Source organism: Nostoc sp., assembly GCF_036917535.1.
GTDB lineage: Bacteria > Cyanobacteriota > Cyanobacteriia > Cyanobacteriales > Nostocaceae > Nostoc.
Genome location: NZ_JBALDA010000035.1, coordinates 161,346 through 186,898 on the forward strand (window position 1 = coordinate 161,346; position 25,553 = coordinate 186,898).

22 protein-coding genes are annotated in these 25,553 nt (G+C 41.6%); 7 read left to right on the top strand and 15 right to left on the bottom strand.

What is annotated here, in order from left to right; genetic code table 11:
* Positions 1 to 82: 82 nt before the first annotated feature.
* Complete coding sequence (locus V7K56_RS11915) at positions 83 to 295, bottom strand: hypothetical protein (RefSeq protein ID WP_334910627.1); 213 nt, start codon at positions 293 to 295, stop codon at positions 83 to 85.
* Positions 296 to 1,175: 880 nt separating this feature from the next.
* On the opposite strand from V7K56_RS11915, the gene V7K56_RS11920 reads away from it, so the two are divergent.
* Positions 1,176 to 1,628 carry an Hsp20/alpha crystallin family protein gene (locus V7K56_RS11920; RefSeq protein WP_334910629.1) on the top strand — a complete coding sequence of 151 codons (453 nt, stop codon included), beginning with the start codon at positions 1,176 to 1,178 and terminating at the stop codon, positions 1,626 to 1,628.
* A 131-nt stretch (positions 1,629 to 1,759) separates the two neighbouring features.
* Here V7K56_RS11920 and V7K56_RS11925 read toward each other — a convergent pair whose 3' ends face one another.
* From V7K56_RS11925 to V7K56_RS11965, 9 genes are all read right to left on the bottom strand, one after another.
* Positions 1,760 to 3,940, bottom strand: coding sequence for a CHASE2 domain-containing serine/threonine-protein kinase (locus V7K56_RS11925; RefSeq protein ID WP_334910631.1), 2,181 nt, complete (start codon positions 3,938 to 3,940; stop codon positions 1,760 to 1,762).
* Positions 3,941 to 4,133: 193 nt separating this feature from the next.
* Positions 4,134 to 6,245 (bottom strand): FHA domain-containing protein, encoded by a 2,112-nt coding sequence (locus tag V7K56_RS11930; protein WP_334910633.1) that lies wholly within the window; start codon positions 6,243 to 6,245, stop codon positions 4,134 to 4,136.
* Positions 6,242 to 6,445 (bottom strand): DUF6760 family protein, encoded by a 204-nt coding sequence (locus V7K56_RS11935; RefSeq protein WP_313931140.1) that lies wholly within the window; start codon positions 6,443 to 6,445, stop codon positions 6,242 to 6,244. Before V7K56_RS11935 ends, V7K56_RS11930 begins: the two co-directional genes overlap by 4 nt.
* Positions 6,388 to 6,771, bottom strand: a complete 384-nt coding sequence (locus V7K56_RS11940; protein ID WP_334910635.1) for a phage tail assembly protein — start codon at positions 6,769 to 6,771, stop codon at positions 6,388 to 6,390. Before V7K56_RS11940 ends, V7K56_RS11935 begins: the two co-directional genes overlap by 58 nt.
* Positions 6,772 to 7,004: 233 nt before the next feature.
* The gene (locus V7K56_RS11945; protein WP_334910637.1) at positions 7,005 to 7,352 is read right to left on the bottom strand and encodes a hypothetical protein; all 348 of its coding nucleotides are present in this window, start codon (positions 7,350 to 7,352) and stop codon (positions 7,005 to 7,007) included.
* 11 nt (positions 7,353 to 7,363) lie between these two features.
* Positions 7,364 to 7,858 (bottom strand): phage tail protein, encoded by a 495-nt coding sequence (locus V7K56_RS11950; protein ID WP_334910639.1) that lies wholly within the window; start codon positions 7,856 to 7,858, stop codon positions 7,364 to 7,366.
* A gap of 23 nt (positions 7,859 to 7,881) precedes the next feature.
* Entirely contained in the window at positions 7,882 to 8,337 is a 456-nt protein-coding gene (locus V7K56_RS11955; RefSeq protein WP_094331970.1) for a phage tail protein, read from the bottom strand.
* A gap of 151 nt (positions 8,338 to 8,488) precedes the next feature.
* Entirely contained in the window at positions 8,489 to 10,150 is a 1,662-nt protein-coding gene (locus tag V7K56_RS11960; RefSeq protein ID WP_334910641.1) for a phage tail sheath family protein, read from the bottom strand.
* A gap of 30 nt (positions 10,151 to 10,180) precedes the next feature.
* Positions 10,181 to 11,020, bottom strand: a complete 840-nt coding sequence (locus tag V7K56_RS11965) for a Pvc16 family protein (protein ID WP_334910643.1) — start codon at positions 11,018 to 11,020, stop codon at positions 10,181 to 10,183.
* A gap of 917 nt (positions 11,021 to 11,937) precedes the next feature.
* Between V7K56_RS11965 and V7K56_RS11970 the strand changes: the two genes are divergently transcribed.
* Genes V7K56_RS11970 through V7K56_RS11985 form a run of 4 tightly spaced genes read left to right on the top strand, consistent with a single transcriptional unit; the run spans position 11,938 to position 16,576 of the window.
* On the top strand, positions 11,938 to 13,059 hold the full coding sequence (locus V7K56_RS11970) for a sensor histidine kinase (protein WP_334910645.1): 1,122 nt from the start codon (positions 11,938 to 11,940) through the stop codon (positions 13,057 to 13,059).
* 35 nt (positions 13,060 to 13,094) lie between these two features.
* Positions 13,095 to 13,775, top strand: coding sequence for a response regulator transcription factor (locus V7K56_RS11975; RefSeq protein ID WP_334910647.1), 681 nt, complete (start codon positions 13,095 to 13,097; stop codon positions 13,773 to 13,775).
* A gap of 43 nt (positions 13,776 to 13,818) precedes the next feature.
* A complete protein-coding gene (locus V7K56_RS11980) occupies positions 13,819 to 15,957 on the top strand; it encodes a substrate-binding domain-containing protein (protein ID WP_334910649.1) in 2,139 nt (712 codons plus the stop codon).
* Positions 15,935 to 16,576 (top strand): FHA domain-containing protein, encoded by a 642-nt coding sequence (locus tag V7K56_RS11985; protein WP_334910651.1) that lies wholly within the window; start codon positions 15,935 to 15,937, stop codon positions 16,574 to 16,576. The genes V7K56_RS11980 and V7K56_RS11985 overlap by 23 nt, the downstream gene beginning before the upstream one ends.
* Positions 16,577 to 16,977: 401 nt before the next feature.
* Here V7K56_RS11985 and V7K56_RS11990 read toward each other — a convergent pair whose 3' ends face one another.
* Both V7K56_RS11990 and V7K56_RS11995 read right to left on the bottom strand, forming a co-directional pair.
* Entirely contained in the window at positions 16,978 to 19,326 is a 2,349-nt protein-coding gene (locus V7K56_RS11990) for a GNAT family N-acetyltransferase (RefSeq protein WP_334910652.1), read from the bottom strand.
* Between the two features lie 232 nt (positions 19,327 to 19,558).
* Positions 19,559 to 19,786 (bottom strand): hypothetical protein, encoded by a 228-nt coding sequence (locus tag V7K56_RS11995; RefSeq protein ID WP_334910654.1) that lies wholly within the window; start codon positions 19,784 to 19,786, stop codon positions 19,559 to 19,561.
* Positions 19,787 to 20,419: 633 nt separating this feature from the next.
* On the opposite strand from V7K56_RS11995, the gene V7K56_RS12000 reads away from it, so the two are divergent.
* Positions 20,420 to 21,514, top strand: a complete 1,095-nt coding sequence (locus V7K56_RS12000) for an anthranilate phosphoribosyltransferase family protein (protein ID WP_334910657.1) — start codon at positions 20,420 to 20,422, stop codon at positions 21,512 to 21,514.
* Here V7K56_RS12000 and V7K56_RS12005 read toward each other — a convergent pair.
* Both V7K56_RS12005 and V7K56_RS12010 read right to left on the bottom strand, forming a co-directional pair.
* The gene (locus V7K56_RS12005; RefSeq protein WP_334910659.1) at positions 21,486 to 22,910 is read right to left on the bottom strand and encodes an LCP family protein; all 1,425 of its coding nucleotides are present in this window, start codon (positions 22,908 to 22,910) and stop codon (positions 21,486 to 21,488) included. The two genes, V7K56_RS12000 and V7K56_RS12005, sit on opposite strands and share 29 nt — an antisense overlap.
* Positions 22,911 to 23,196: 286 nt before the next feature.
* Complete coding sequence (locus tag V7K56_RS12010) at positions 23,197 to 23,664, bottom strand: hypothetical protein (RefSeq protein ID WP_334910661.1); 468 nt, start codon at positions 23,662 to 23,664, stop codon at positions 23,197 to 23,199.
* A gap of 109 nt (positions 23,665 to 23,773) precedes the next feature.
* On the opposite strand from V7K56_RS12010, the gene V7K56_RS12015 reads away from it, so the two are divergent.
* The gene (locus V7K56_RS12015) at positions 23,774 to 24,937 is read left to right on the top strand and encodes an AI-2E family transporter (RefSeq protein ID WP_334910663.1); all 1,164 of its coding nucleotides are present in this window, start codon (positions 23,774 to 23,776) and stop codon (positions 24,935 to 24,937) included.
* Positions 24,938 to 25,318: 381 nt separating this feature from the next.
* Here V7K56_RS12015 and V7K56_RS12020 read toward each other — a convergent pair whose 3' ends face one another.
* Positions 25,319 to 25,498 (bottom strand): hypothetical protein, encoded by a 180-nt coding sequence (locus tag V7K56_RS12020; protein ID WP_334910665.1) that lies wholly within the window; start codon positions 25,496 to 25,498, stop codon positions 25,319 to 25,321.
* Between the last annotated feature and the right edge of the window lie 55 nt (positions 25,499 to 25,553).

A 25,553-nucleotide genomic window follows, 5' to 3' on the forward strand; every position in this document is an offset into this window, starting at 1 on the left:
CCGTCTTGCTAACTGGATAACCCAGATAGTCGGCTTTTTACACAGAAAAACTGGGTTTCAAATCCGAGACGATAAATTCTAGTCATTGGGGATTCAAATTACTTTGGTGAGCTATAAATACAGCATCAAAGGGTTTGAGGTAGCTGACGTTATTGGAATGATTAGATAAATTATTAGAGTTGATAGCTATAGGTTCGCCACTATTTTTAGTAGCTATTTGAGTGCCACCGATTCCAGGCAATAAAGCAATAGAAGTAACAATAAGTACAGAATCAATCAAGATAGAGAGTTTCATAGGATTATCCTTAGTTATAAGCTGTTGTGTTTTTAGTTTGCACATTGAGACGGCAGAGGAGCAGAGGAGAGGGTTTACAGGTTTTACCTAACAGATTATGAGGCAACTTATAGGCGCGACAGCTTAGTAAAATGCAATTAGTGTTCTTGAGTAATAGAGTCTTATTTTTTATCTGTCTTAACTTCCTGCACCCAGTTCACCTGAACGGTTGATTTGCTCCTCACCCATTCGGGTGATTTAATTGAGCGCATCCTACGGATGGTTAAAAATTACTAAGACCCATCATGTGATAAGCAAGAACAGCACTATCAAAAGTTTTGAGGCAATTGATATCTGTGGAATGGTTGTGTAAAGTATTAGATTTGATAGCTGTGTTGATTGATGTGCCACTCTTGCTATGAGTAGCTATTTGAGTCCTAGCGATTCTAGGTAAGACACTAGAATCAAGAATGTGTGCAAAATTGAGCGGGGAAAAGAGTTTCATTATTGATACTGTGTTGGTTAATAAATCGGAAGTTAAGTGCAGGACAAAATTGAACAGATATGTATTTAACAGAGGTTATCTAAAAATTTATGCAGCGCTGTTACTTAGTTTTAGGCATAGCCCAACCGAGGCATCGCATTTTTGAACTATTTCCTTCAACAGCAAATTTCTTGGTTTAGTATAAATTAAATCTAATGTGTATATTCAGGTTTACCAAACATATAAATTAGAGTAAACCGTAATTTTCCTTATATCTGAATTTGGTACGGTAATCATCAATTAGTTGGTGCTAATAACCGAATCTACAGCAGGTTTAACTCTACATAATATAAATATGTAAGCACAAAGTTAGGTGCAAAAGTTATTAAACAAAGCTAACTAATGCGAGGAAGAGTTATGACACTAGTTCGTTGGAATCCTTGGAGAGAAATTGACACTATACAACACCAAATCAATAGTTTACTTGAAGATACCAGACTACCATCTGCATTGTTTGATAAAGGCTTAAGCAAAGTTCCTGCTGCTGAAATTCAAGAAACTGAAGATGCGATTCATCTGAAGCTAGAATTGCCAGGAATAGAAGCTAAAGACCTGGATGTACAAGTTACAGAAAATGCTGTTTACGTTAGCGGTGAGCGTAAGTCTGAAACGAAAACAGAGGAAAAAGGTGTTACCAGAAGTGAGTTTCATTACGGTAAATTTCAACGCGTAATTCCTCTATCATCTCGAATTAAAAATACTGACGTTAAGGCAGATTATAAAGATGGCATCTTGAATCTAATATTGCCTAAAACTGAGCAAGAAAAGAACAAAGTCGTCAAGGTAAATTTGGAAAAATCTGCTAATTAATAGTTTGCGATGTCTACGACGGGCTACGCCTACGCACTACTTTTCCTGCAATAATTGGTTGAAATAGTTAATAGCTTGGTCATGCGAGTGACCGAGCTTTTTTATTAGCACTTTAGTGTTTAGAAAAAGTACTAAAGACTTTCGAGATTTTTAAGCACCTCTGCCGCTGACTGATATCGTTGAGTGAAGTCAAAATGTACCATTTTATTTAAAATCATCACTAACTCATCTGTAGCCTCAGTTAATTCGCGCCAATGTTGCCAAATCTGTTGATTAGCATCAGCTTCACTTTGGATAATTATTTCACCAATATTTGTGTCTCTACGAAACTCTCTGGGTTCTACCCCAATTAATCCTTGTATTGCCATAATTCCCAACGCATAAATATCGCTGTTGAGTTTTGGCAACCCACTCATTTGTTCAGAAGGTGCATAACTAGGAGTACCAATTGAAATTGTCTGAGCTTCTTGCTGCTGAGGTTGAATCTGCTTAACAGCGCCAAAGTCAATTAAAACAATATGCCCATCTGATTCTCGTCTAATCAAGTTACTAGGTTTGATATCTCGATGGATTACGCCATAGCTATGAACAAAAACTAGCACGTTTAAAACTTCTTTGAGTATCTCCACAACTTCAGCTTGTTTTAGTCGCTTCCCAGCGGTTAGCTCTTTATCCATAGCGTGCCCTCGAACAAATTCTTGTACTAAAGAAAATTGTCGATTTTCTTCAAAAAAAGCTAGCAATTGGGGAATTTGTGGGTGCTTACCCAAAGTTTCTAAGATTTCTGCTTCAGCGTCGAATAGGCGTCTGACAACATTTAAATATTCTGTATCTTGGTGAGAAGGTCGCAACTGTTTAACCACACACTGCGGATTACCAGGACGCTGGATATCGTCAGCCAAATAAGTATTGCTAAATCCTCCAGAACCCAAGGGTTGAGTAATTTTGTAGCGGTTGTTTAGTACCGTGCCTAGTGCAATTTCTTGTCCGATGGAATCAACAATTAGCGTTGGCGCTTCATTTGAGGCGTTGCCACGCTGCCGTAAAAGACCTTGCAATTCTAAAATTAATTGTTGGTGTTCTTGAACCCGTTGGGTAATTTCTTTTTGCTCTTGTTTAGTTTGATAAGCACTATAGGCAAGGACACTGCTGGCGGTAAATACTAACCCCAACGCTGGAGGTATGACTGGGAACCATCCAGCTTGGGTAAAAATGACAAAATTGGCTCCAAATAATACTGCAAGGGCTGTTGCTGCTGCCAATCCTAAGCCTAGCGGATGTTGAATCCGCCATACCAGCAACCCACCAACTACAGTCCATCCCCATATCCAAAGTACTTTACCCCACTCAGGCAAAAACCAAAATAGAGGCTGTTTGTTCAGAACAGCACTGAGAATTTGACTAACGCTGTGGGCATGAATTTCAATTCCGGCCATCTTGCCAGAATTATCTGACTTACCGCTAGCAAAGGGCGTATTAAAAATATCATTTAAACTATTGGCTGTTGAACCAATCAAAACAATGCGGTCTTTAACTAAATCTGGTTTAACTTGATTTGCAAGTACTTCTGTAATAGTTACCTGCCGGGCAACCTGATGACCAGAACGGTAATTAAGCAGGATTTGGTAACCATTGGTATCTGCTTTTTGATAACCACCAGCGCTACTTTGCAGGGGTTTAAATACAGTATTACGTAGTCGTAGTTCCTTTTTGGGGGTAAATTCTAGTTGGATGCCTCCGACTTCTAAATATTTGAGCGCTAGTTGTAAGCTAAAAGAATAGGTACTTTGACAAGAATCGGACTCCTCTGCACCTACTAATAAGAGGTTGCGGCGAATTGTGGCATCAGTATCTTCTACGACATCATTAAATCCAACTCGCTCTGCTTCAACGCCTTTTGGAGGCGCTATTCCCGGATTGTTAGAACCAGAATGTTTGCAGATAGGAATAATGATATCGCTTTGTTGTAAGCGTTGCAGTAGTTTGTCATGACCCGGCGGTACTGGTAAGTCACGAAAAATATCTAGACCAATGGCTCGCGGTTGATATTCTTCAAGTTTGCCTAACAGTCGGTCTAGAAGTTCACTAGACAGGGGCCAATTCCATTTTTGGATATCTTTTTCACTTAAAGCAACAATCAACAGACGAGTGTCTGGGCCTGGGTCGGCACGTAATTGCATCATTTGGTCGTAGACTTTCATTTCTAAAGGCTCGAAAACCCCAAGTTTTTGAATGCCTACTAGTAAAATTGTAGCGATCGCACTTGAAAGAATAACTGGCTGTCTAAATAAATTTTTAAAATTTACAACCATTTTTTTAAATAGATTTAATTTTAAAATCTACCTATATTTTTAGATTAATTTTTATTATTGAAATTATTCTACGCAATTTGCAACTTTTCAAAAAATATAGTAATCATATTTTACTTGCAAACACTAATATTATCAAATACCCGACTTTTTTAATAAGTCGGGTATCTTGTTGTTCGTGACTAATTTAGAGTTGCTATTTGTGTTTCAGATAATGCACAATCGCCTCTGCTGTTGGCAAATTAGTAGCCAATAAAACTGAATTAATAGTGCATAATCTTAACAATGCTTCTTCATTTGCTTGACCTGGCTGAGGTTGCAGCAAATCTCGCAGAAAAATAACTGCTACAATTTCTCCGGCTCCAACCAATGAAGCAATTGTTTGATATCCTCCAGAAGTTGGTGCGGCAGTTTGTTGACTAATAGTTATCCCTGTCTGTTGATGTAAGACTTCACTAACAGATGGCCAGGTAATTGTAAAACTCTGTGAGAAAAATTCCTGATGTTGAGAAACCAATTCAGCAAGTTCTGATTTCTTGCTTTCATGAGCGATCAGTACTATATTTCTTTCAATGATTGCTTGAGGAGACTCACTGACATTTGTTTCTTCTGGAGTTTCATCAAAACGCTCTTTTATTTCAGGTAATTCTTCAATAGTTTGACTGATGTTCTCAGTCGTTCCACTTTCTGTTGTTTCCAAAGATGGAATGTCATCTGAGTCAGAAATTTTACTTACTTGTGCAGAAACATCATCAACATCTACACTAACTTCTTCAGTACTTGCATTATTCAAATCAACGTGTTGATTGCTTAAAACTTCCGCAACGGCATCATCAGGTGCAGTTGATGCTTCAGAAACTTCGCTTATTGTTTCATCCACCGCAGAAGTGGGTTCTATTTCGTCAACATCTGCACTGTCTGTTACTATAACTGACGTATCCCAATCTATCGCTTCATCAGGTGCAGTTGATGCTTCAGAAACTTCGCTTATTGTTTCATCCACCGCAGAAGTAGGTTCTACTTCGTTAACATCTGCGCTGTCTGCTGTTGTAACTGACGTATCCCCATCTATCGGTTCATCAGTGGTATCCTGTGTAGCTTGGCTCAATGCTTCTTGTGGCTGAATCTCTTCGTTTTCAACAACTTCACTGGCTTTTTCTGCGACTGGCGTATCCAAATTCTCTACTTCATCATGAGTAGCTTCGGGAATGTCACTCTCCTCCTCAGATATATGGTGGAAAATATCACGCGGCTGTACGGAGGTAACTTCTGCTGCTAATGCTGCCTCCAACTCTGCATTCTCATCGTCGGTAGCTTCGGGAATAGGATTCTGTGCAGGAACTTCGTTGAGAATATCCCGTGGTTGTACGTAGGTAACTTCTGCTGCTAGTGCTGCCTCCAACTCTGCATCTTCGTCATCGGTAGTTTCTGGAATAGCACTTGTATCACGCCGTTGTACGAAAGTAGATTCTGTCGCCAGTGCTGCTTCAAAGTCTGTAACCTCATCGTCGGTAGCTTCTGGAACTATACTTTCCTCTTCAGGAGTTTCAATGATGTTTTCAGGTGCAGCTATGGCCTCATCAGGTTCAGTCAAAGAAACTTCTGAGGCTTCGCTGACTTCTGGAACCTCTATTTCCTTACTATCTGCGCTAACTTCTGGTGCATCTGATGTCCGCAAATCCCCAATTTCATCACGAACATCGTGTGGAACTTCGCTAACTGCTTCTGGTGGCTGAATGATGTTTTCAGGGGTAATTATCTCAACAACTGGGATGACATCATCAGGTTGAGTCGAAACAACTTCTGAGATTTCGCTGATTTCTGAGGAAGGAGGTGTTTCTACTTCGGGACTAATTGGTGGTGGAACTTCGCTAACTACCTCTGGAGTTGGATTAACAACATTGGCAGCGCTGACATTTTCAGGCGATCGCGGCCGAGAAAACAGTGAAGGATCTATAATTCTAAAGACTGTCTCTGGTTGCTCATAAACGGGGGCAACTCCTTCCAAGATCAAAACATAATCTGCAATCCGAATAATATCTCCATTGCTCAAAGAATATGGTCGATCTTTTTCAGCTTGTTTCCCATTAAATATTGAGCCATTTCTACTGCCAAGGTCAGAGAAGTAGTAATTTCCACCTTTAACAAAAAACTTAGCATGTACCCGACTGATATCAGGGCTGTCTAGGACTAAATCAGAATCAGGAGAACGACCTATTAGCCATTCTCCTCTCGTTGGAGTTTCTGTGGTAAGGTCAACTTCATTGACTTCACTTAGATTTGGTGAGTAGCTAACTTTTACTTTCATATTAATTTTTGGTTAATTTTATTGATTTCTGCCACCCAGCGCTGACGGGTAGTATGTTCTAAATTTAAAATATCATCTTGTGACCAGTGAAAATGATAAGCAATAAAAGCTACCTCCTCATATAAAGTATCAGAGGGGTAGCTTACGACTCCCCCGCTAGTTCTAGCTCCACTGAAAATTGAGTATTGCAGTGGGGACATTGTGTCGGAATGTGTACATTGCCTTGCTGATTGATTCGATTGTAAAATTCTCGGAGATAGGCAATGTCATGTAAAAGCAGTCCTTCGAGTAAATCAGGACTAACAGAGTTGAAACTACCCAAGCGAGTAATAACCCGTGCAAGCATCACCAAAACGCCATAAGCTGGATTTTCCTGAACTTTGCGCTCTTGTTGCACCAAAATTTCATCTTTGGCGGTGGCTAAACGCATCACTCCATGACGATGTACTCGTTGTTCACCATCACTCAATCCTTTAGGAAGAGTGAAGGCAAATTCTGTGCAGAGAGTATCTTTTTTACGGCGCATAGGTTATTTTATTTGGGCATTGGGCATTGGGCATTGGACATTGGGCATTGGGCATTGAGAATTGGGGATGAGTCTTTGAACTCCGTTAATGAGTCTTTGATACTCGTGAATGAGTCTTTGAACTCCGTTAATAAATTTTTTCTCTATTTTCCTACTCTCCTATTCTCCACTTCCTCATCCCTATCTTCTATTCCCCATGCCCCATGCCCCATGCCCCATGCCCCATGCTCAACTCAATTATGAACAAGTGCTTCGGGAGAATTTACTGTATCTTCCGGTATGGAAGTTACGCCTTCCAATCCATTGATTCGACGGTAAAAATCTTGGAGATAATTTAAATCTTGGGAAAAAAAGTTTTCCACAATTGCAGGAGTAACTTCTGATAAAGCACCCAAGTGGGTAATCACTCGCGACAAGATAATAATTGTGGCATAAACGGGATTCGCTTTAACACGTGGGTCACGCAAAGGTGCAATCTCGTCTATTGCCGTTGATAACCGCATTACACCTTTGCGATGGAGGTTGCCTTCAGAATCTAGATACCCCTTTGGCAGTGTAAATTCAAACTCTGTGGGAAACATAATCCTCCTAATTATTTCACGCGTTTAAATTCCTCAAAAGCAACCTCCACCTCCTCAATTTCAATGTCATGGCTACGGGCATTGACATCAGCAATTTTGTAACTTGCGGGCCAAGCACCGGCTAATTCAAATCTAGCTACTTCTTCATTTGCCTGATTATAAATAGATAAAGCAACAAGTCTACGTTGCTCAGACCAATTACCCTGTTGGACTTTTTCAAACCACTTCCAAAAATCCATAGATTTAGTGGTACCTCTACGCAGAATGAGATTACCACTCTTAGAATTGCTGGGAAGCTTAGTTCTCACCACCTGACCTTTTGACTGCCCTTTTGTACCCCAGCTTTGAGAAGTGACTTCAGTAATTTCAACAACCTCTTGTGTTCTTTTGAAACCTTGACACTCCAAAAAGAAACAATTGGCATCGTTTTGACCTTCTAGTGTCAGTTCTAAATAGAACCGATGGGCCGTAAGAACTTCTGGAATTCGACTTGCGGATTGTACCACTGTTAATTACTGCAAATACTAAATTATTTAATTCGTTTAATTCCTTCGTGAACCAATTCAACAGTCTCATTTGCCATATCACCACCGGAGGCAGTTAAGGTAGGCCCAGTGTATTTACAGGGATAACAATTGACAATGTTCCACCGTGCCTTTTCAGAGCCTTGTTGGTCGTAAGCAACCACCGAACCAGTCTTACGATTCTGTGCCCACTTCCGAGGGTCTCCCATATCTTCGTTACAGTCTTGATACCATTTATAAAGGTCTATATCATCAGTGGCGATGACTTTTACTGTAATATTGGTAAATTTAACAACAGTTGGTGTAGCTTGACGCATTAGTTTAGCGCCCTTAGATGAACCGTGAACTTCTTGCGCTGGTGTATTCTCAACGCCTAGTCCGCTAATTTCTTTAATGAACTTATCAGTAATTCCGTCAGCCTCGAAGTAAAATTTACAAGAGGTTAAAAATTCGCCTGCCATACTTTTAGACTCCTTTGTGTTTAATTAATTTTGAAATGGGAATGGGGAGCAGAGGGGGAAAAGGGGGACAAGGGGGAATTGTTTAATAATATCTCTCCCTTGTCTCCCTCCTCTTCCTTGTCTCCCTTGTCTCTTCTCCGTGCCCCATGCCTTATTCGCTATCTTCAATACCATTCCATTGGCTGATGCGGAAAACAACAAACTCCGCTGGTCTGACGGGACAAACACCGACTTCAATATATAAACGTCCTAAAATTCTGGTTTCTGGTGGGTTTAATTCTTCGTCGCACTTCACATAAAATGCTTGTGCTGGAGATGCCCCAAATAAAGCACCTTCACGCCAGATACGTTCTAAGAAATTACTGACGGTGCGGGTGACACGCGCCCATAAATCTTGGTCGTTCGGTTCAAAAACTACCCACTGAGTCCCTAATTCTAGAGATTTTTCGATATAGCTAATTAGCCGACGCACACTGATGTAACGCCATTCTGTTTTATCTGGCTCAACTAAAGTGCGTGCCCCCCAAATGCGGATACCTCGATTGGGGAAGCTGCGAATACAATTTATCCCCAAGGGGTTTAATAGTTCTTGTTCGCGGAAGTTTGTGTCATAGCCCAAACCAATTACGCCTCTAGGAACTTCATTTGCAGGCGCTTTATAAACTCCTCTAGTTTCGTCGGTACGGGCCCAAACACCCATAACATGACCACAAGGAGGTACTAAAATTGGATTACCGCGATCGCGTGGATTCGGTACTTTAATCCAAGGATAATAAAGGGCCGCAAACATCGAACGACGGTTAAATCTATTCAACCATTCCACTACTTGCTGCGGTTTAACGGCTTCCGGTGGCGCATCAAGTACAACCATGCGGTTGGGCGGATTGGGAATATCGCCACTGGCAGAACCCTCGCACATACTAATCATCAGTTCGATGATGCCGTGGACTTGATCTAAATTCAGTACTTGCTCTTGATAAGCCCGCATCACATCAGGACAGGCCAGCATCGTGATTTCATCAACTTCAAAGATACCGCGTACACCGGTGCGATCATCTCGAACCCCTTCTAAATTTTGTGAAAATCTATCGGGTGGAGTAGCGACAATAGGCGGCGCTAGTTCATATTGACCATTAACCGGACGACGAGCTAGAGGCTGTCCGCTTTGAGTAATATCTTCTAAAGTGACATACATCGAATTTCTCAATGCCGCCAGCGCATAAGTGGCTACCTGATTAGTAGGCTCGCGGTTCATTGTCAAGTTTTCGTATTGCTCTAGAAGTTCATCTCCCCGACGAATTTCGATGGTAAAATATTCGCCCGTATTTGGAGGCGTTTCTCCTTCAGTACCTTCGGGTAAGGCGCGGGGCGAACCATCAATAATTACAATATTTACTAATCCACCTGCTGCTTGTTCAGGGCGCAAAGTAAAGCGCAGGGCTGGACGATTACCTCGAGCGTTAATTCGTAAGTTAGCCGGTTCTGGAGTTGCGGGTCTGGGTGCGCCTGGTAACTGAGTCCCGATGCTTGTTATCCAACAACGACCGCCACCATTCATAAAGTAGCCGTAAACTGAAAAGGGTAAATAAGCGTTGAAGTCGGTGAAGCCATCAGAGTTGGGACGGGCAAAGAAGTTTAAATATTGCGTCCAAGTAGTTATTAGCATGGGCTTGTATAACTCAGCCCCACCGCGAACGTCTTCAGTAAAGCCGACAAATCCGGCAACTGCTGTGCTAACACCTTCAATTGGTCGGCTACCTCGGTCAATTTCTTCAATATAGACACCAGGAGCAAAGTAATCAAGTCTAGCCATGAAAGTCTCTCCAAGTCAGTAAAAATCTAATTATTCAGGAGTTAGAAATATTTCTTTGAAAGTATTACTTTGGTTCTCTACCAATGCATTGACGTTTTGGGGTAAATAGCCAGGATGATTCAGAGTCAAAACATAATTACCTAAATGAAGGTCTTCAAAGAAGAACAGCCCTTCTTTGGTGGTTAATATGGACTTTTCAGTTCCCCTGACAGCCACTTCTGTCGCTACTAACGGCAGATTTGTCACCGCACTTTTGACAATACCCGCGATCGCAACTCGCCTGGTTAATACTAAACTGTCACCATCGCGAGACGATTGATTTCGCAAATTGAAAACTCGCTCCCAAACCAAAGGTACTGGAGTAGGTTGTGGCTCGAAGGGTATTGTAACTGTCAAATATAAGGCTGAACGCAATGGCACATTGAGAGCGCTCCATAAAGAGCCAATCTCAATTGGCGGCTCTAAGGCAACTGTCAGGTTCAAATTCCCATAGCCCCGTAATTCAGGAACCAAAAACTCCTCTTCCAAGGTGCGATGACGCAACAGCACAGTCAACGCCTCACTAATAAAGTGATGCTCACCTAAAGCTGTTCTATCCCAGGCTGTTAATAGCAGCGAAACATCAAACCAAGCGGGTGCCCAATTTACAGTAGCAGGTTGTAGAGCGCGTGTTAGCTTGCGTTCAACTTGCCTACCAGAATGTTGTACCTGCTTACTCTCACGTATATCAAAAATATATAAATTGAGAGTCGGGCCTGCTCCCTCTTCCCTACGATTACCAGGATGGCTAAAGTCAATTTGCTCTGTACTGGTAAGTGAGGTTCCTCCAGCTAGAATTTCGGCTAAAGTTTGAAGAACGAAGATAAGCATGAAGGTGTTGTGCTGGTAGCTAATCCAGATGCATCTACAGTATATGTATCGGGCTTCTAAAGTTAATTAGACTTTTGTCGATATTTTTGGATTAGGCATGGGGCATTGGGCATGAGAAGAGACAAAGGAGACAAGGAAGAAGGGGGAGACAAAAAAGAGAGTTTCAATAATTCCCCCTAGTCCCCTTTGTCCCTCTTGTCCCTCCAGCTCCCCATCTCCCCCAGAATGATGATTGAGGGGCTGGAAAATATTAGTTTCTCAAAAATCCGAAAAGCAGCAACTTCAGTTTGTAGATTAATCTGGAGCAGTTTTTAATTGGACGCACTACATTTTCTTTCGTGTGGGGTGGGCTGAAAAGCATTGGTGTCAAGTTAAGGCAGAAGCCCAAATGTCAAAGGTATGTTCATCGAATTCGGGGTGTCGTTTATTGAATTCGGGCAGCCGTTTATTGAATTCGGGCAGCCGTTTATTATTTTTGTTCAATTTTAATTAGAGGAGGATAAAACCTAAAAACAAAGCGAAAAGTCGGAGCGGTGGCTTCCGCCGATCTGAACTTTTCAAGACAAAGACTTTTCATCCAGTCCCCAGTCCTTAGCTATACTAGTTGACCCCAGTGATTTCATCTTAACTTGACACTAATGGCTGAAAAAATATCCCAAGTAGTCCATTAAGCTAACGAAAGCTTGGGTACGTAGTAAGCATTTCAGTGCTTAACATCAGAACTAAAGTCCTTGATACAAACTTGTTTACACAGCAAGGTTAGCTTTATATACGTGTGAATACAAACCTTAATAATTATTTGTATGAATTATCTAAAAAGATAATTTAACAAAAAAATAAACATTCTTGTGACTGCATAATTTTATACTGGTCAGCAGAAGAGTAAAAACATTTGGTTGCAAAAAGCGAGTGAAGCTATGACACTAGGCTTTTCTGTACAAAAACTAGAAAATGGCTCTAATTATTTGAGTTCCTCAGACATCCAAAGCTTTTGCCAGCTAGAGTCTGAGCAGTTAACTAGTCAATATCCAATTTTTTTCGCTCGCATTGTCTATTATGATTCATTGTTAAAAGCTCATCAAGAAGTTATAAATTATGGTCAAGACCAAATTCCTTTTTCCCCAAAAACTTTAGCTTATTTGCGTTCAGAAGTATGGCTTACAGATTTTCCGCCTGCTTTGACTTTACAGAAATTTAAACTTAAAGACTTTTCGTCCATTTCTTACATTTGCCCCATAGGCTATAGAAATCAAAAACCTGAATACATTCAAATCATTACTCATGAACCTCTGTCAGAGAGTTTGCAATTGTACGTAAAACGCTCTGCTATGCTGCTGAGTAAGTATGTAAATATTTCCTTGGACTATGGCAGACAAAAAACTGAAATTAAACTCCTGGAAGATATCTTGCATCGAGTGGGTCATCAATTACGTAACTCTCTAGGACTCATAGGATTGTATGCACATAATCTCTGCTTAGGTTTAGAGGATAGCCCTTGGCAAGAGCAAGCAACAATCATCGGCGAAAGTATACAAGATTTAGATACTAATTTAAACGAACTGATTAATTGCGGTCAAAGTGCAAAATTAAAGGTAACATTTCAAGATTTAAGAAGTTTAGTGGTTGAAAGTATTACAAATTTGCAACCTCTAATTAATCAGAAACAACTTAAAATATTGATTCCCGATGCATCGACAATACTAAAGATAGACAAATTACAAATGAAACAAGTTTTTGATAATATCCTCAGTAATGCCGCTCATTTTAGTCCTAATTCAGGAACTATTACCTGTAGTTGGCAAATTTTTCAAGATGAAATTTTAATTAAAATCTCCGATCAAGGGCCAGGATTGTCTCAAGAGGATTTACAAAAAATATTTACCCCATTTTATTCTCGACGGAAAGGAGGCACAGGACTGGGCTTAACTATTGCTAAAAAAATTATTTTGGATCATCAAGGAAGTATCTGGGCACAAATTTTATCAGAAAGTGGGGCACAATTTTCGATGATTTTGCCTCGACCAAGGAGCGTGAACTAATTCGCATCCGTAATCCGTAATCCCTAATTAAAAAGATGGCTAATGATAGTAATAAACTTTCAGTTTTACTCGTAGATGACGAAGAACGGTTTCGTCAAGGGTTACGTACTCTACTAAATTTTTATAGTATTAATTCTGCATTGCCTGTAGAAGTTATTGGTGATGCAGATTCTGTTGAGCAGGTTTTAAAGTTTACAGTTCAGAAGTGTCCAGATTTAATTTTGCTGGATATGCAATTGAAAGGATGTGATGGAATTACAGTTCTGGCACGTCTTAAAGAAGCTACTTACACTGGCAAAGTTTTAGTATTGTCGGCTCATCAAGAAGACGACTGGATTTTTAGAGCGATGCAGGGGGGAGCCGCAGGTTATGTGTTTAAAAATCGTGTGGCAACCCAATTATGTGAAGCTATTGACACTGTAACAAGATCGGAAATTTATCTACCTTCAGAAGTTGCTAGTCGATTTTTCCGGTTTTTTCAAGCTTATTCAGATTCTTGTGTAAAAGCATGTCATGAGGTGCATTTAACCGAAAGAGAACAAGAGGTTTTATACTGGTTAACTCAAGGTGCTTCTAATGAAGAAATTGCTAAACATTTATATGTAACAGTTGCTACTGTTAAGGCGCATCTCACCAGTATTTTTGAAAAATTGAAGGTTACTAGCCGGACTCAAGCGATTGTGGCTGCCATCAAGTTAGGATTAGTTCATGCTTGAGCGCGACGGAAGTAATCGGCGCAATTCACGAAACTCTTTGTATATGGCTTCATTTGAATCTTTTTATCAAGAATACCCCTGCTCTTACAATTCTCCCTTAAGTTGCGATCGCCCCTTCCAAACGGCGCAGCAAATCAAGGGTGCTAAGTTTTGCTTGGAATGTGGTTTTCCAGCAACTTTACCACAGGAGGCTGAGATTAAAGGAAGTCAGGGAACTTATCAAATAGCTAATTTTATCGGTGTGCGGGGTTTAGGTCGGTTATACTCAGCTATTCAACTTAAAGACAAACAACCTGTAATCATCAAAGAATACCTGCTCCCCAATCGTTCTTTTAATGAAGGTGAGACTCAAAAGCGGAAAGAGACTTTTAAACGGGTGGGTGGGGTAAGTTTAGCTGATAGTCGAATTCAAAACTTCCGTCTTGTGGAAACTAAAGAAGCGATCGCCGATCAAAAAGGAGAACGCTGCTATTTAATTACTAAAGGCATAGAGTCATCCCAAACTTTAGGTAAGTATCTCATAGAAAAGGGAGCAATGACATCTATTGATGTGCGTGAGGTACTAAATCAAAGTTTACAAACTCTCCAGTTTCTCCACACTCAAAAGCTGCGTTTTCCCTCAAATCAAGTACAACTGGGTATCACTCACGGCAATATCAATTTAGATAGTACTTTAATTAAAGTAGAAAATAATCAAAAGTTTTCTATATACTTTTGTGATTTAGCTATTTGGGAAAACTTATTTATTCCACCCATTATTCCTCAACCCGCGCCCGCCAGACCTGAGCAAGATTTAGAATCATTAGGATTGCTAGCTTTTTCTTTATGGGTAGGACGGACAACTAATTTTTCATCTAACCAGCCTCTCGATCCTAGAGATAATCAACAATGGCCGGATACCGACAGCCATTTAAAGCAATTTATTTATCGTTTAATTGGGCTGGAAACTCCTTTCAAGAGTGCAGAAACGGCTCGTCAAGCACTGCTAGAACTTCCTCAAGAAGATCGTGCTAAAAGTTCAAGTTCAGTGCGTTCGCCAGGTTCTCAAGAAATAAAAAAGCCTTTGCCAATGCCCTTACTTTTGCTAGTAATTCTGGCGTTATTACTACTTGGTGGGGGAATTTGGTATTGGCTTTGGGGTAGAAAAACAGATAATCCTAATCAATATATCCAATGGTCTAGACTTGTGCGGAATTTTTCAGAAGTCCCCAACGTTCCTTCTGGACAATTTACCTACACAGGAGAAAAAGATAGTACATGGAGTTTTGTTTTAACACAATCAGTGGACAACAGTCGTTTAGGAGATTTATTGACCAGGCCAAAGTCAGATGCAACAGCAACATTTGACTATAAATCAGTTTTGTCATCAAATGTAAATAATCCGATTAAAAGTATCGAAGAAGTCCAAACAAGCAAAAAAGATTTTGCGATTACTAGTTTGGTAGACAACATCACAGATAAACTTGCGAAAAAAGCAGTAGCCTATGATGGATTACTTGTTTTTGTAGCATTTAATAAAAGAGACTCAAATCTTGCCAATGCTCTTGGCGGGCAAATCAATCTAGAGCAATTACGTCAAATTTACACAGGCAAAATTACTAATTGGCAGCAGATTAGTCCCAAACTTCCAAATCTACCTGTGAAACCTTTTGCCCCAACTGAACCAGAAGCAATCAGTAAATTTCAAGAAATAGTTCTGAAAAATGATCCTCAAGACGAAGCTTTATTTGCAGCAAAAGTTACTAAACTTGATACAACAAAAACTCAAAACCTGATACGCAGTGAGATTTTAGAAGGGCGAAGCACTGGTATTATAGGTTTTGGTATTATTAGTAAAACTTCGACTCAGTGTACTGGCTATCCGCTAGCGATCGCCAATGACAAAAATTCAGCGATTCAACCTCTGTTTCAAAGACGCGATCGCCGCTCAATTAATCCCTCAGATGACTTGTGTCAGCATGATGATTATTATGTTGATGTCACAACTTTCCAAAGCTACCCTCTAGGATACCCTATTTTTGTAGTGTACCCTAAAGATAGCAGCCGCCTGCCTGGTGGTTCTACATTTGCCCAGATGCTAACTACTCGTCAGGGTCAGTGTTTACTTAGTAAAGTAGGTCTTGTAGCTTTACAACCTATGCCTGATGATATAAAATCTTATGCCTGCAAATCGGTGCCCTAATCCCAGTTGCGAATATTTTAACCGCGCCCTGCCTAACAATGCTAAGGTTTGTCCCTGGTGTTCTACTCCTGTGGGTAATGTAGTTTCTTCTACACCACAACCACCTAGTCAAACACCGCCTATTCAACAACAACCTAGTCAACCACCTGTTCAGTATCAGCGCCCAGCCACAGACCAACCTAACTACCAACCTCCCCAACAAGCTCCCGTTGATTATTCAACAGTCTATCAGCCAAGAGTTTCCTATCAACCAACACCGCCTGTTTATACCCCTCCGGCTCAAAGAGCACCAGCCTTAAAGCTGATTCATAGCACTGGCAGAGAATTTCACCTCGTTGGGGAAGGAGGTTATATTGGTCGCCGCAGTCAGAGTCCAGGAATAGCACCGCCAGAAATTGACTTGACTGGTATTCCTAGTGAAGGAATAGTCTCTCGTCGTCATGCGCGAGTCGATTGGGACTGGTCGCAAAATTCCTACATGATTGTTGATATGAGTACAAATGGTATTTATTTAAACAATAATCCTCTGACTCCCGGTATGCAGTATCGCCTACAAAACTCTGATTCACTGCGATTTGGTCAGGATAACCTAGTTAATTTCACTGTATATATTGTGTAGTAAAAAGCTGATTTGGTAATCAGCATTCTCTGTTTTGCAATTACATCAAGTATACCCCTCTCCAATCCTCACGCTACTTGCTTTCATAGCGGGAACGCTAAAAGCAAACAAGTAGGGCATTGCCCGCTCAATACAGTGGTTCTAAAGGGTTACATCGACTGTTGATAAAGCCTGAAAAAGTTGACGGGTATAGGTTTGAAGAATTAAAGGACTTGAAAAAGTCCTGAATTTATTGATAATAAAGTCAATAAAGCGCTATACATCTTACAGCAATTTTCAATCGTGTACACTTATAGCCGTAGTCACACAGGTTAGGACATAAGGATGGGGTGAATGCTAGAGTTAACAATAGTTTTATCTCCTGCCTCCTGCCCTCTGCCTCCTGCCTCCTGCTATAGCTTCTATTGTTTTGCAAGACTGATCTTAATTTTAATACCGTCCTCTTCTTGCAGTGCTTGGCGTAGACGATCGCGAACCTCTATCAAATCTGGTTTTAGTCCGATCGCTCGCTCATAGTATTTGATTGCAGCCTTGATATCTCCTGATTGGTGGTGAACCTTGCCCAAATCGTAATTGAGTGCAGCATAGCGATCTCGATCCGCTGCGGTTAGTTTGTCTTGTGCACAGAGAACGGTTGCGATTCCTACCTCGGCCTCAAGGTAGTTGGGTCGCAGGGCTTGGGCGCTTTGGTAATGTGCGATCGCCTCGCCCAAGTTTCCTTGTTCTTGTAAGGCAAATCCTAGATGATAGTGAACTTCTGGTTGGTTTGGATTTAGGACGAGAGATTGCCGATAGTATTCCGTTGCAGTTTCTAAATCATCTGCCTGTTTGCAGTGGTTGCCTAATTTATAATTGAGGGCAGCATAATGCGCTTGTTTTTCTGAGGGCAGCTTTCCCTGAACATAAAGAGCATTCGCTAAACTCACTTCGGCTTCAAGATAGTCGGGTTTCACGGCTTGGGCGCTTTGGTAATGTGCGATCGCCTCGTCCAAGTTTCCTAGTTTTTGGAATGCGATGCCGAGGTGATAGTGAGCTTCTGCTAGAGTGGGCTGCATTGTGATGGATTGGCGATAGTACTCGATCGCAACCTTGAAATCACCTACTTGTTTTCGTCTGCTACCCAATTCATAGTTGAGGGTGGCGTAATGCAGTTGCTTTTCTGGGGGTAATGTTCCTTGGGCGTAGCGAGCATTTGCCAAAATTACTTCTGCTTCGATGGAGTTGGGCTGAAGTTCTTGGGATTTTTGGTAATGTGCGATCGCGGCTTCCCATTGATTCTGTTGTTGCAACGTATAGCCAAGATTATGATGGATTGCTGATGAAAGCATTGAGGATTCAGAGGGGAGTGCTAAAGCTTGCTGATAGGCTGCTTGTGCTTCTGGTAATTGATTTTGAGCTTGATGCAAGTTGCCTAAACTAAACCAGGCTTTCACATCTTGAGGTTGCAGCTCAAGGACATATCTGAACAACTCTTCAGCGATTGAGTACTTTTCTTTGCAGTGCATCAAGACTCCTAAGCGATAGAGTGCGCCTGGGTGTTGAGGTTGCATATTCAGAATTTGACGATAGCCTTGCTCTGCTCGATCGAGTCGGTTGGTTTGTTGGTAATGGATAAAACGGTGGAGCGCTTCCGGAATTGTTCTTAAATTTAGCGCTTGATTTTGGTGCGATCGCTTGGGCTGGATCAGCATAGTTTTGATCTGACGGGCTTTGGCTCCAAACGAAAACTTGTATGCCTCGTTACCGATCAGGAAATCATAAACTTTAAATTGATTGTTGATCGCATGTTGAATCCCATAGGCATGAAGAACTAGACCAGAAGAAAGCTCTTTGGCAGTGTCATCGCGACCTGCTATGAAGAACAGAGCCGTTTTGCGATCGAAATCCATTAGGTTTGCGATCGCACCCAGCGGTTGGTTTCCTTGCCAGAGCACTGGTAAGTATAAGCTTTGGTGTTCAAAGCTATGACGCAAAACAAACCCGATTTTCTCTACGATTTTTTTGCAGTAGTCTGTGCCTTTTCTGCCTTCCCAATTGGTTTGCCAAAATCCTAAGAGGATCTCTAGATGAAGATCTAAATTCTCTGCGTTGACCTGAGTCAGGTGGAACTCGTTGGAGTTTTCAACTTTTCTCAAGAGGCGTCTAATTTTCTGTCGAGTGTTGGAGCTAACGACGGTTTGCAGGTACTGTTCCCAGTCGTCTGGCAAAGCGATGTACGGAACAATGCTATTGTCGATTTGATCTACTAAATCGCTCAACCGTTCCTGTTCTGCGAATTCAAAGGCTTCTGTGGAAAACCGATCCAGGAACCGACTCATTCGACCTTTGCTTGTTTGAATATTTTCGACTTCAAAAATAGCCCAAGTTTCCTGCTGTTGCTCAAGGAATTGGGCAAAGGCAGAAGTGACTGCTGCTTCATATTCTGGCAAGCAAATAAACCCAAGATGCTCTGAATCTGCAACTCCCATCATCGAGAGACGACTCTGGAGCCAGCCTTCGGGATGTTCTGCGATCCCAATATTTAGCGGAAAAAATGCCACATACTCTGAAGTCGGAGCAGTTGATTTTGCTGCTAATATAAACCACGCGGCACGGGAATGGCTGCACAATTTTTTCACCACACCAGATAGCCAAGTCCAAGACAAGAAGAATTGAGCTTCAGGATCGCTTTTGTATACGGAGTCCCAATGGTTTTTGATTGTTTGAAACGTTTCAAAATTATCAATGATCTCAATTTCGATGTCTTTCATACTGAACTCTCTGGCAGATGAAGGTGACGCAGTTGCAAAAAATCTCCTGGCTGAAAGCGGCCAAGTATCGCTTTCAAGAGCCAGAAGATTTGTGAACTATCAAAAGCTAAAGTGGAAGAACCCAGGTTTGCAAGTCTAAGGTTGCGGTGATTCCGAAATGGTAGAAAAGTTAAGCTCCGGCACGCTAAAAAGGTTACACAACCATTTGGGTTCCACAACACTCACTCAATTTCTACTTGTGTTTGCCATAGCCCTTGCCGTAGTCTTTGCCATAGCCCTTGCCGTAGTCTTTGACATAGTCCTTGACGTAGTATTTGACATAGTCCTTGACGTAGTATTTGACATAGTCCTTGCCGTAGTCTTTGCCGTACTTACCTCCGCCTACTAAAGTGTTTGCGGATTCAGCTTGCTCTAAGTAGGTCAAGTCGTTAATAATCATTAGCCCTCTCTCTCGAATCAAAAGTGATTTTATTAGCTGTTTTGGTTTTGACGCGTCAACTCTACTTGGACTTTGGACAAAAAATTTCTTAAGTGCAGAAAAAACCTAGATTGCTTTGGCGACCCTGCTTATACAAAAGGCGTGCTAAAATTTCTTGCCCTCAAGTTGCCTGTTCTTTAACAACTACCAGTAATGAAACATGTAATACAATCTATCTAAAGAAATATAATAATTTTAGTTTTTTAGTACATAGTATACCAAACATGTCTGTAACTCGCTTTAAACCTTTGCTGGGCAACAATAGCAGTCGTTATTCTTAGCGTTTTAGGCTTGATGATGAAATTGATGCTAAAACTGCCTGTAAGTCTTGATTTACAAGGTATTTTACGGACTTCGACTTCGTAATGTTTCCAATTGAATTGTCAAGTTAATTGCGGGTTTGACTGCTTATACTTATTTGCCTTAACAACCATTTCTTGACATCTACCCCAAAGACTTACCTGCTTTACATCTTGCTGTTTTTAGTTTGTCAAGATCGCATTTATTAATAAAATCCAAAATCCAAAATCCAATATTTGGTCATTAGTCATTTTCGGTTATCACGAAAGACGAAAGACAATGGACAAATGACGGTGGACAGAGGACAAAGGAAAAATGAGCAATGTATTTCGGGAATTTCTGCAAAAAGTAGGCAGCGGAAACCACACAGCCGAGAATTTAACTCGGATTGAAGCAGCCACCGCTACTAAAATGATGCTGCTGGGAGAAGCGACACCAGCCCAAATTGGGGCGTTTTTGATTGCTCATCGAATCAAGCGTCCCACAGGAGAAGAGTTAGCTGGAATGTTGGATGCTTATGAGGAACTGGGGCCAAAACTGCAACCCATAGCCTCTGGGCAACCAGCGATCGCTCTTGGCATCCCTTATGATGGGAGAACACGCACAGCACCAATTAGTCCCGTCATAGCTTTACTACTCGCCGCAGTGGGACAACCAGTGGTAATGCATGGTGGCGATCGCCTACCAACAAAGTACGGCTTACCCCTGATAGATATTTGGCAGGGTTTAGGAGTTGATTGGACTACCTTACCCCTAGCACAAACTCAACAAGTGTTTGAGCAAACGGGAATCGGCTTTATTTATCTACCTCAGCATTTTCCCTTAACTACAAGTATTTGGGAGTACCGCGACCAACTTGGCAAACGTCCGCCCTTGGCAACAATGGAGCTAATTTGGTGTCCTTATGCCGGGTATGCTCACATAATTGCTGGGTTTGTCCATCCGCCAACAGAAGGAATGTTTCAGATAGCTTTCGGACTGCGGGGAGTAACAAAATTTACATTAGTCAAAGGATTGGAAGGTAGTTGCGACTTACCACGCGATCGCACTGCAATCATCAGCTTATCTTCATCCGTAGCATCCCAAGAGGTAGAACGATTGCACCTCGTACCGCGTGATTACGGCTTTACTACCAAGAATGTACCCCTTGGAACTACTGAAGAACTGGTGGCGGATATTCAAGAGGTTTTGGCAGGTAAACCAAGTGAATTGATGCAAACAGCCTTGTGGAATGGCGGATTTTATCTATGGCGGAGTGGTATTTGTTCAGATATGGCAAAGGGTTTAGCTAAAGCAGAAGAATTATTAACCAATGGTGTAGTAGCAGCTAAACTCCAAGAACTGAGCCAAGTAGTAAATTCAGTGTTAGCAGATATACCCTTTAGGGTGTCAACGACTTCTCCAAAATAGACTTTTGTTCCAACCAATCTTTACCTACTTGGATACTGATATCCGAGGCAAGGTTGCCAGTGCTTTCCACCCGCACTTCTCCAAATCCCAAAGTGCTGCGAATTGATTCAGCACTGTCACCATCTCCTTGTTGGGCAACAATATGAGTTACATCTAGAGGTTCACCCCATGCCTTGGCCAGATAGATATTGCGATATCCAGATTTTTCCAAAGCTTTAATTAACGGTTGGAGGTTAGAGCGATCGCCACCTGTACTATCTTGAATTGCTACACGCAAAGAGCGGGAGTCAGTTGCAGTCCCCAGCTGTTCCTGTTCTGACTCCAAACCAAAGTGTTGAGCCATCAGTTTCGCAATACCATTTTTGTTGGGCAACCAATAGCTAGCATCAAACTCGCCTTTCTCGCTAAAGCGACCTGGCAGCATTAACATTTGCATATTAGAGCGATTTGTCCGCACCCCAAAACCCATTAGCGCCACTAATTCTTCAACTGTCAAGTTAGTATCAATGTGTTCTTTGACAACATCAAGAACTTTAGGTAATTGAGCAACAGTAGCTGGGTTGAGTGTTTGCTCCATCAAAGCGCGAATCACCATTTGCTGGCGCTGAATCCGACCAATATCACCGAGTTCGTCATGGCGAAAACGCAGCAATTGTAATGCTTGATCGCCGTTGAGATGCTGCTTACCCGCCTTCAAATTGATGTACAAATGCTGAGAATCATCTTGGTATTTCATATCTTTGGGAACGTAGACTGTCACGCCACCTAAAGCATCAATTAGCTTAGCAACTCCCAAAACGTTAATTCGGATATAGCGATCAATTCCTGCCCCACCTAAGAGATTACTCACAGTTCTGGCAGTCAAAGCTGGACCACCGTCAACATTGGCAGCATTAATTTTTTTCACTCCATACCCCTCTATTTCCGTGCGGGTATCTCTAGGAATGGAGAGCATATTTATTTTTTTCGTCTCTGGATCAAATTTGACCAAGAGCATCACATCGGAAAGACCATCAAAAGAGTTTACTTGAGGCAGGTATTTGAGGTTTTTGGTTTCTTCAGGAGGGTTTTGGATATCTGGCGGAAGTACGCTCATCCCCATCACCAAGAGATTCACCGGGCGAGTTAATTCTGAAAATCGCAGCACACCTCCAGAAATGCGATCGCTATCAAAGGCCGCCTCATCCTTTGGAGTTAGCTGGGCTTGTTGCAAAGGCGTACTGGTCAAAGACACCGCTAAAAGCGCCCCCGCAGTTGCTGACACCATTGCAATACCACTCATCCCTACCCAAAACCACAGCCAACGTCCTGATGTCGATTTCTGGGAAATTTTTTTACTAGACCTTGAGGCTTTTCCCGACTGGTTTTCTTCCGCCGAACTTCTTTGAATGGTCACAGACTTCCTCACACTTACTCTTTAATCAAATTCAGTTATTTTGCAGGCTAAAAACACTCAAACAAATCAACCCATAATAGCTAACTCTTAATTATCGGTGCTAACTTTTTTAATGTAGTGTCAACCACAACACTTATAGCAGCATTTATTCTTTTTTTGGGACAACCTGGAGATGTTTTACTGAAGTATGGCAATAATAAACTGGATTTGACTAGATATATAAATAAATCAGCCATAAATTTTCCAAAAATCAGTAAAAACACCGACAAATGATCACCCGAAAAAATTAAGATAAATACTTGCCAAGCACTCGTTCAGCTAAACTACTAAACCCTGGTAAACGACCAGATTTGCCTTGCATTAGGCGCAAAATCAACCAAACACTTACTAAAAAGTAACCTGACGTGAGAAAGCTATTGAGGATAAATAGACGTAGCCCAAAAAAATCTGAAGTTGCTGCTCCGGTAGCTAATAATAGATAACTCAACAACCAAGTAAGTCCCAAAGTAATAGACAGACGACTAATAGCAAGTTGTTCCCGACTACCCTGGCCCCGATAGAGCGTCCACAAGGATGGAAAAAAGCCGACTATCGGAACTAAATGTAAAAGCAACTGTGTTTTGGGGATTGGGGATGGGACATTATTATTCTCCTCCTGCTCCCCCGCTCCCTCGCTCCTCTGCTCCTCTGCTCCCCTGCTCCCTTGCTCCCTCGCTCCCCACTTTCTATTCTCTTGTGGTTCAAAATTCTCCATTAGAGTTAGTCTAACTCCTAAACTAGAAGGATGAATAAGACTCATATAGTTAGAGATAATAAGCTGTAAAGAAAAATTTCATTTAGTTCTATTCCGCAATCAGCTCAAAATGCAGACACGTAAGCTACTCGACTGGTGGCAAACATTCACTCCAATAGCGCGAATCGGGGCGATCGCGCTATTTGCTCCGCTGCTAGTTATCAATGGTTGGGCAATTTCGGTATTTTTCAATTATTTCCATTCTCTCATAGTCATTTTAGTCGGAGCCTCAGTGCTAGCATTTCTGCTCAACTACCCCGTGAGCTGGATGGAGCATCATGGTGCTAAGAGAGAGCAAGTTGCTATTTTAGTATTTCTCTTGGCTTTATCGATTTTATTGGCGTTGGGTGTGACACTTTTTCCCCTGGCTCTTACCCAAGCTCAACAACTAGTGGCGCGTTTGCCAGAGTTAATCGACTCTGGACGCTCTCAGTTAATGATATTAAACGGGAAAGCTGAGACTTTTGGCATACCGATTAACCTCGATGCTTTAGTGGTGCAAATCAACGATCGTGTCAAAGGACAATTACAAGCGATCGCTGGACAAGTTTTAAATCTAGCTGTGCTGACAGTTACTAGCCTGCTAGATATTCTCTTAACGATAGTTTTGACTTTTTATCTTTTACAGCACGGGGGTGAACTCTGGGAAAGTTTAGTCGAATGGCTACCTAATAAATTTCGCGAGCCTTTTTCCAAAACAGTCCGCCTCAGCTTCCAAAATTTCTTCATCACCCAGTTGATTTTATCTACCTGTATGGCTTCAGCCCTTATTCCTACCTTTTTGTGGCTGAAAGTGCCATTTGGGTTACTATTCGGACTAACTATTGGTCTAATGGCTCTGGTCCCCTTTGGCGGTTCTGTAGGCATCGCCCTGACTACACTATTGGTAGCGTTGCAAGATTTTTCAATGGGTGTGAGAGTGTTGATTGCAGCGGTAATTGTACAGCAAATTCTCGAAAATTTAATTGCCCCCCGAATTTTAGGCAATTTTACTGGTTTAAATCCAGTTTGGATTTTAATTTCGGTCTTAACAGGGGCAAGAATTGGTGGGCTGTTGGGTGTAATTGTGGCAGTACCTACAGCTGTTGTGATTAAGACTGCTTTAAGTGCCTTGCGTCCTGGTAACGAGATAAACGACAGCGCCACTGGGGAGATAACTGCATCCGTTGCAAACGAGTCCTCGAAAGCTGATGCCAACAAAACTTTGAGCATTTCTGAAGCGACATTGCCCTAATACAAGAAGGCAGTCCTCATGAACTTCGTACATCACCAAGCATGAAAATAGGCTCTTAGCAGGCAGCAGGGGGCTAGGAATTAGTATTTTTACTCAGCACGGGCTAAACGCCCCGCTGACGCTAACAGCACTCAGTACTCAGCACTTTCAAGGCAGGAGCAAGAAGTGTATCATCAGTTATTTATCAGGAACGGTAAGGGGCAAGGGGAAGGGTAAAAAGCTATTGCTCCTATGATGGGCAACTATTATCAATCTTTTACCCTTTACCCCTCTTATTTATTTATTAAATTCTCTATCACTAACCCAATCACACAAGCTGTTAATCATAGAAGCAACAACTGCCTATTATAATTTTCAACAAACTCAACATGGGCGATCGCTTTACCGCAGTTGTTTTTGCTCTCGATAGATATCGGTGTCTCTATTGCCAAACATTTTGCAGCTGAAGGTGCAGTAGTTGTGGTCAACTATGTCATCTAGCAAAAAAGGAGCCGACGATCGCGTTGTTGCTGAGATTGTCATGATGGTAATCCCAGTCAACCACTTTTCGCCCCTCCACATAGCTACTGCTCACGGCTTTTTGTCCATTATCGAAATTTCTAATTTAGGCAAGGAA

Bases quoted from the DNA above. Each gene is read 5' to 3' on its own strand.
- V7K56_RS11915 (WP_334910627.1), bottom strand. From the start codon at position 295: ATGAAACTCTCTATCTTGATTGATTCTGTACTTATTGTTACTTCTATT.
- V7K56_RS11920 (WP_334910629.1), top strand. From the start codon at position 1,176: ATGACACTAGTTCGTTGGAATCCTTGGAGAGAAATTGACACTATACAA.
- V7K56_RS11925 (WP_334910631.1), bottom strand. From the start codon at position 3,940: ATGGTTGTAAATTTTAAAAATTTATTTAGACAGCCAGTTATTCTTTCA.
- V7K56_RS11930 (WP_334910633.1), bottom strand. From the start codon at position 6,245: ATGAAAGTAAAAGTTAGCTACTCACCAAATCTAAGTGAAGTCAATGAA.
- V7K56_RS11935 (WP_313931140.1), bottom strand. From the start codon at position 6,445: ATGTCCCCACTGCAATACTCAATTTTCAGTGGAGCTAGAACTAGCGGG.
- V7K56_RS11940 (WP_334910635.1), bottom strand. From the start codon at position 6,771: ATGCGCCGTAAAAAAGATACTCTCTGCACAGAATTTGCCTTCACTCTT.
- V7K56_RS11945 (WP_334910637.1), bottom strand. From the start codon at position 7,352: ATGTTTCCCACAGAGTTTGAATTTACACTGCCAAAGGGGTATCTAGAT.
- V7K56_RS11955 (WP_094331970.1), bottom strand. From the start codon at position 8,337: ATGGCAGGCGAATTTTTAACCTCTTGTAAATTTTACTTCGAGGCTGAC.
- V7K56_RS11960 (WP_334910641.1), bottom strand. From the start codon at position 10,150: ATGGCTAGACTTGATTACTTTGCTCCTGGTGTCTATATTGAAGAAATT.
- V7K56_RS11965 (WP_334910643.1), bottom strand. From the start codon at position 11,020: ATGCTTATCTTCGTTCTTCAAACTTTAGCCGAAATTCTAGCTGGAGGA.
- V7K56_RS11970 (WP_334910645.1), top strand. From the start codon at position 11,938: ATGACACTAGGCTTTTCTGTACAAAAACTAGAAAATGGCTCTAATTAT.
- V7K56_RS11975 (WP_334910647.1), top strand. From the start codon at position 13,095: ATGGCTAATGATAGTAATAAACTTTCAGTTTTACTCGTAGATGACGAA.
- V7K56_RS11980 (WP_334910649.1), top strand. From the start codon at position 13,819: ATGGCTTCATTTGAATCTTTTTATCAAGAATACCCCTGCTCTTACAAT.
- V7K56_RS11985 (WP_334910651.1), top strand. From the start codon at position 15,935: ATGCCTGCAAATCGGTGCCCTAATCCCAGTTGCGAATATTTTAACCGC.
- V7K56_RS11990 (WP_334910652.1), bottom strand. From the start codon at position 19,326: ATGAAAGACATCGAAATTGAGATCATTGATAATTTTGAAACGTTTCAA.
- V7K56_RS12000 (WP_334910657.1), top strand. From the start codon at position 20,420: ATGAGCAATGTATTTCGGGAATTTCTGCAAAAAGTAGGCAGCGGAAAC.
- V7K56_RS12010 (WP_334910661.1), bottom strand. From the start codon at position 23,664: ATGGAGAATTTTGAACCACAAGAGAATAGAAAGTGGGGAGCGAGGGAG.
- V7K56_RS12015 (WP_334910663.1), top strand. From the start codon at position 23,774: ATGCAGACACGTAAGCTACTCGACTGGTGGCAAACATTCACTCCAATA.
- V7K56_RS12020 (WP_334910665.1), bottom strand. From the start codon at position 25,498: ATGTGGAGGGGCGAAAAGTGGTTGACTGGGATTACCATCATGACAATC.